Source organism: Falsiroseomonas oryzae (assembly GCF_027856955.1).
GTDB classification, from domain to species: Bacteria; Pseudomonadota; Alphaproteobacteria; order Acetobacterales; family Acetobacteraceae; genus Falsiroseomonas; species Falsiroseomonas oryzae.
On record NZ_JAPSMD010000381.1, the window covers coordinates 1 to 5212 of the forward strand.

Annotated in this window: 6 protein-coding genes; 4 read left to right on the forward strand and 2 right to left on the reverse strand. The window is 72.3% G+C overall.

Annotation, left to right across the window (positions count from 1 at the left end):
* The first annotated feature begins 209 nt into the window (after positions 1-209).
* The 4 genes from OZN99_RS24890 (at position 210) to OZN99_RS24905 (ending at position 3538) form a co-directional block, all read left to right on the forward strand.
* Entirely contained in the window at positions 210-479 is a 270-nt protein-coding gene (locus OZN99_RS24890; RefSeq protein WP_270937939.1) for an HPr family phosphocarrier protein, read from the forward strand.
* Complete coding sequence (ptsP, locus tag OZN99_RS24895) at positions 469-2340, forward strand: phosphoenolpyruvate--protein phosphotransferase (RefSeq protein ID WP_270937934.1); 1872 nt, start codon at positions 469-471, stop codon at positions 2338-2340. Before OZN99_RS24890 ends, ptsP begins: the two co-directional genes overlap by 11 nt.
* Before the next feature lie 95 nt (positions 2341-2435).
* Positions 2436-3098: a peroxiredoxin gene (locus OZN99_RS24900; protein WP_270937935.1), complete on the forward strand. Its 663-nt coding sequence runs from the start codon at positions 2436-2438 to the stop codon at positions 3096-3098.
* A gap of 128 nt (positions 3099-3226) precedes the next feature.
* Entirely contained in the window at positions 3227-3538 is a 312-nt protein-coding gene (locus OZN99_RS24905; RefSeq protein WP_270937936.1) for a hypothetical protein, read from the forward strand.
* A gap of 12 nt (positions 3539-3550) precedes the next feature.
* Here OZN99_RS24905 and OZN99_RS24910 read toward each other — a convergent pair whose 3' ends face one another.
* Complete coding sequence (locus OZN99_RS24910) at positions 3551-4438, reverse strand: TauD/TfdA dioxygenase family protein (protein ID WP_270937937.1); 888 nt, start codon at positions 4436-4438, stop codon at positions 3551-3553.
* A 47-nt stretch (positions 4439-4485) separates the two neighbouring features.
* Positions 4486-5212, reverse strand: a 727-nt coding sequence (locus tag OZN99_RS24915; RefSeq protein WP_270937938.1) for a phospholipase D-like domain-containing protein, incomplete at its 5' end; no start/stop codon positions are given.

The window sequence follows — 5212 nt, forward strand, 5'->3', positions numbered from 1 at the left end:
GGCGCGGCGCCGGTGGATGCCAATGCCCGCGCGCCGCGCGCCGCCTCCACCGCCCGGGCGCCGCTCGGCGCGACGGGCACCGGGAGAAACCGATGAACGAATGGCCCGATGATGGCGGCGAGGCGAAGGCCGGCGCGCAGCCCGCCGCAGCCGCACTCGGCCCCGCGGCGGTGGATGCCGGCGCCTGCGGCTGCGACGCTTCGGGCGGCATGGTGATGCGCCGCACGCTGCGCATCACCAACAGCCGCGGCCTGCATGCGCGCGCCGCGGCTAAGCTGGTGGGGGTGGCGGAGCGCTTCTCCGCCTGCGTCAACGTCTCGCGCCACGGCCAGAGCGTCCCGGCCTGCTCCATCATGGGCCTGATGATGCTCGGCGCCGGCCAGGGGAGCGAGGTGACGGTCGAAGCCGAAGGCTGGGACGCCAAGGAAGCTCTCGAGGCGGTGGCCGGCCTGATCGAGGCCGGCTTCCATGAAGACTGAGAAATCCGAGCGGAGCGACCGGCCCGAACCGAAGGCCGGCGGAGAGACCGCCCAGCGCCGCGCCGCGCGCCGCAGCAAGGAGGTCGTGATCCGCGGCATCCCGGTGGCGCCCGGGGTGGCGATCGGCGCCGTCTTCGACACCACGGAGCCGCCGAGCGAGGCACCGCGCCGCGCCATCGACGCTGCGCAGGTGGACGCCGAGAAGCACCGCCTGGCGGCGGCCGTCGCTGCCTCCAAGAAGCAGGTGTCGAAGCTCAAGACCCGCCTCTCCGTCCTGCCGGAGGAAGCGCAGGAGGAGCTGGAGCCGCTGCTCGACGCCTATGCGCTGATGCTCGGCGACAGCCGCCTGATCCGCGGCGCGCGCAAGCGCATCGAGCACGGGCTGCTGGCCGCCGAGACCGCCGTGGCCGACGAGGCGGACGCCATCGCCGATATCATCCTCGCGGCCAAGGACGACGACAAGCCCGGGCTGCGCCGCCGCGCCGGGGAGGTGCGGGAGATCGCGCGCCGCCTGACGCGGAACCTGACGCAATCCGGCTTCCGCAGCTTCAAGGACGTGCCGGAAGGCGCGATCCTCGTCGCCGAGGAGCTCACTCCCGCCGACGCCGCGCTGCTCGATCCTGCGCGCATCGCCGGTGTGGCGACGGAGGAAGGCGGCGCGGACGGCCACACCGCGATCATGCTGCGCGCCCTCGGCATTCCCGCCGTGCTCGGCGCGCCCGGCCTGACGGAAGCGGCGCGCCGCGGCGATGCCGCCGTGCTGGACGGCGCCGCCGGCACCATCGCGCTGCACCCCACCACGATCACCCTCGGCCATGCCAGGGACCAGCTTGCGGCCTATGCGCGGGAGCGGCAGCGGCTGGGCAAGCTCCGCCGGCTGCCCGCCATCACCACCGACGGCGAGCTGGTCGAGCTGCTGGCGAACATGGAGATCCCGGCCGAGCTGCCGCTGATCGCCCAGGCCGGCGCGCAGGGCATCGGCCTGCTGCGCTCCGAGTTCCTGTTCATGAACCGCGAGGACCTGCCGGACGAGGACGACCAGGTCGCCGCCTATGGCCCGATCGTCGAGGCGATGAACGGCGATCCCGTCACCATCCGCGTCCTCGACTGGGGCGGCGAGAAGGACATGGAGGCTCTGGCCGAGGGCATTGAGCCCAGCCACATCTCGCCCAATCCGGCGCTCGGCCTCCGTGGCATCCGCATGCTGCTGAAGCGGCCCGAGCTGCTGGAAGCGCAGTTCGCCGCCATCCTCCGCGTCGCCTCCCACGCGCCGGAGGGCGCGGTGCGCGTGATGCTGCCGATGGTGACGGTGCCGGAGGAGGTGAAGGCCGCGCGCGAGATCTACGAGCGCGTGGCCCGCCGCCTGCGCCGCCGCGGCGAGAAGCTGCCGGAGAAGCTGCCCGAGCTCGGCGCCATGATCGAGACGCCTGGCGCCGCGCTCGCGGCCGACGCCATCGCGCTGGAGGCGGACTTCTTCGCCATCGGCACCAACGACCTGGCGATGTACACCCTGGCCGTCGATCGCGGCGACGCCGAGGTCGCGCATCTCTACGACCCGCTGCACCCGGCGGTGCTGCGGCTGATGCAGTTCAGCACGGAAGCCGCGCTGCGCCTGCGCATGCCCGTCTCGATCTGCGGCGAGATGGCCGGCAACCCGCGGCTGGTGCCGCTGCTGCTGGGCCTCGGCATACGCTGCCTGTCGATGAACGCGAGCGCCATCCCGCGCGTGAAGCAGGCGGTTCGCGCTTTGGACATCGGCGACTGCGCCCGCTTCGCGCGTCGCGTGATGGAACAGTCCGATCCCGCCCGAATACGCGAGCTCGTGGATGGTTTTGCCACCGGCGTGACGGAGCGCGGCTAGCCTTCGCCGCTCCCGGGGCCGTTGACCCGCTGGCGTGGCGCATGGCGTATTTCGCAGCACCGACCTGGACGGCAAGAGGAGAGAAGGCAAGGACCATGACGCTGCTCATCAACCAGAAGGCACCCGATTTCGAGGCCGACACCACCATCGGCCGCATCCGCTTCCATGAGTGGATCGGCGATTCCTGGTGCGTGCTGTTCTCCCACCCCAAGGACTTCACGCCGGTCTGCACGACGGAGCTCGGCACCATGGCTGGGCTGGAGCCGGAATTCGCCAGGCGCAACTGCAAGATCATCGGCCTGAGCGTCGATCCCGTCTCCGCGCATGAGCGCTGGTCGCAGGACATCCAGGACGTGACGGGCCATCGCCCGAGCTACCCGATGATCGGCGACAGCGACCTGGCGGTGTCGAAGCTGTACGGCATGCTGCCGGCCGATGCGGGCACCACCTCCGAAGGGCGCACGCCGAACGACAACGCCACCGTGCGCAACGTCTTCATGATCGGGCCCGACAAGCTGATCAAGCTGGTGCTGTCCTACCCGATGAGCACCGGCCGCAACTTCGCGGAAATCCTGCGCGTGCTGGATTCCCTGCAGCTGACCGCGAAGCACAAGGTCGCCACCCCCGCCAACTGGCAGCAGGGCCAGGACGTGATCATCACGGCCGCCGTGTCGGATGACGAGGCGCGGCAGAAGTTCCCGGATGGCTGGCGCGCGCCCAAGCCCTACATCCGCCTGGTGAAGCAGCCCACCGGCTGACCGCCGCAGCCGGTCGCGCCGCCGTGACGGGCGCGTGACCGGCTGCCACGATCCTGCCGCGACCGCGCCCTGCCGCCGCCCGCGCGCCCAGCGAGCCTTCCTGCATGACGAAGCAGAAGGTTCGAACCATGCGTCCGATCCGCCGCGCCGCCGTCACCGGCCTGATGGCGCTCTGGCTGGCGCCCCTGCCGGCGCTGGCGGGCAGCCAGTCCTCCAACTCCTCCTCCAACTGCTCCGACGGCCATTGCAGCCGCGTCGAGTCCTTTGTGGTGCAGGACCGGTACGGCCGGCAGGGCTGGGTGCGCCAGGACCACTGGCGCGAAGGCTATGCACGGCGCTGGCGGCACGAGCCGCGCGACGCCTGGCGCGACGACCGCCCCTACCTACCCTGGGGCTACGCCCCGCGTCCGCGCGACCGCGACGACGACGACGACGATTGAGCGCGGCGGGCTCTACGCCGCCTGCTCCAGCGTCGGCGCGCTGTCCGCCACCGTCGTGCGGTGCAGGTCGCGCACCTGGTCGGGCGGGGCGCGTCGCGCGCGGTGCATCGTCACGCGGTTGTCCCACATCACCAGGTCATGCGGCCGCCAGACATGCGCGTGCACGAACCGCCGCTGCGTCGCATGCTCCGTCAGGTCGCGCAGCAGCATCAGCGCCTCCGGCCGCGGCCAGCCGCGGATCCCGCCGGCATGGGCCGAGAGGAACAGCGAGAGGCGGCCGGTGCGCGGATGCCGCCGCACCAAGCGCTGCGGCACCGGCGCCCACCGCGCCCGCTCCTCGTCGGTGAACTCGGTGAAGCCGAGCGTGCCGCGCGAATGGATCTGCGTGTGCTCGCAGACGAGGTCGCGCACCATCGCCTGCATCTCCGCATCCAGCGCGTCCCAGGCCGCGCGCATGTCCGCGAATTCCGTGTTGCCGCCGGAGCCCGGGATGACCCGCGCCGACAGCAGCGAGTATTTCGCCGGCGTCGGCTTGAAGCTGCTGTCGCTGTGCCAGAGCATGTTGCCCAGCGCGAAGAGCCGCCGCCGGTCGTCGCGCGCCAGCACGGTGCCGTCGCGCTCCAGGTTGGAGATGTCGTTCACCTCCATCGCCAGGCGGCGCTGGTCGGCGCGCGCGATATCGCCGGTGGCCATCTCCAGCGGGCCGAAATGCCGGGTGAAAGCGATCTGCTGCGCGTCGTCGATCGGCTGGCCGCGGAACACCAGCACGGCGTAGCGATCCATGCCGTCCTCGATCGCCGCCGCCTCCCCCGCGGTGATCTCCCGCCGGAGATCGATGCCGGTGACCTCGCCCACGAAGTCCGGCCGCGCCGGGTCGGCCGGGCCGATGGAAAGCGCCATGGTCGTGTCCTCCTGGGGGGACGCTACGGCACTGACACCGGCCAGGGCTAGAGCTGCTCCTCCACCGGCAGCACGCTTGCCAGCCAGGCCACCGCGGTCCGCCGCCAGGATGCGCCGGGCTCGGCGTGCAGCACGCGCGGGTGGCCCTCCACCTCGTCGCACCAGGCGATCCGGCCCTCGCGCAGCTCCAGCCGCCAGCTCACCGCCGGGTCCATCAGCCGCACCTGCTCCTCCGCCACCTCGCGCGCCACCATCGGGTTCTGCACGAAGGCGCCCATCTCCGTGTTCAGCGCGGCGGAGCGGTGGTCCATGTTGAAGCTGCCGACGAAGGCGCGCAGCCCGTCCACCACCAGCGCCTTGGTGTGCAGCGCGGCCCCGCCGCGCGATCCGAACAGGCTCGCCGCCTCTTCCGTCGGGCCCGACTTGAGCTCGTGGATGGTCACGCCGGCGCGCAGCAGCGGGCGGCGGTAGCGCATGTAGCCGCCATGCACCGCCACAACGTCCGTCGCGGCGAGCGAGTTGGTCACCACGCTGACCTTCACCCCGCGCGCCACAAGCTCCAGCAGCAGCGCCAGCCCCGCGTGACCCGGCACGAAATAGGGCGAGATCAGCCGCGCCTCCCGCTTCGCGGTGCGCAGCGCGTCGGCGATCTCCCCGGCGATGCCGCCCGCCGCGCGGGCGCGCCGCCGCGCTCCCAGGCCGCGCTTCGCCTTCTCCGGCGGCTCCGCGACCACGCGCACGGCGCCGTCGCCCACCAGCGTCAGGCCGCGCCGC

What these genes read in the sequence shown, in the direction of transcription:
- OZN99_RS24890 (WP_270937939.1), top strand. Translation starts at nt 210, where the DNA reads ATGGTGATGCGCCGCACGCTGCGCATCACCAACAGCCGCGGCCTGCAT.
- ptsP (WP_270937934.1), top strand. Translation starts at nt 469, where the DNA reads ATGAAGACTGAGAAATCCGAGCGGAGCGACCGGCCCGAACCGAAGGCC.
- OZN99_RS24900 (WP_270937935.1), top strand. Translation starts at nt 2,436, where the DNA reads ATGACGCTGCTCATCAACCAGAAGGCACCCGATTTCGAGGCCGACACC.
- OZN99_RS24905 (WP_270937936.1), top strand. Translation starts at nt 3,227, where the DNA reads ATGCGTCCGATCCGCCGCGCCGCCGTCACCGGCCTGATGGCGCTCTGG.
- OZN99_RS24910 (WP_270937937.1), bottom strand. Translation starts at nt 4,438, where the DNA reads ATGGCGCTTTCCATCGGCCCGGCCGACCCGGCGCGGCCGGACTTCGTG.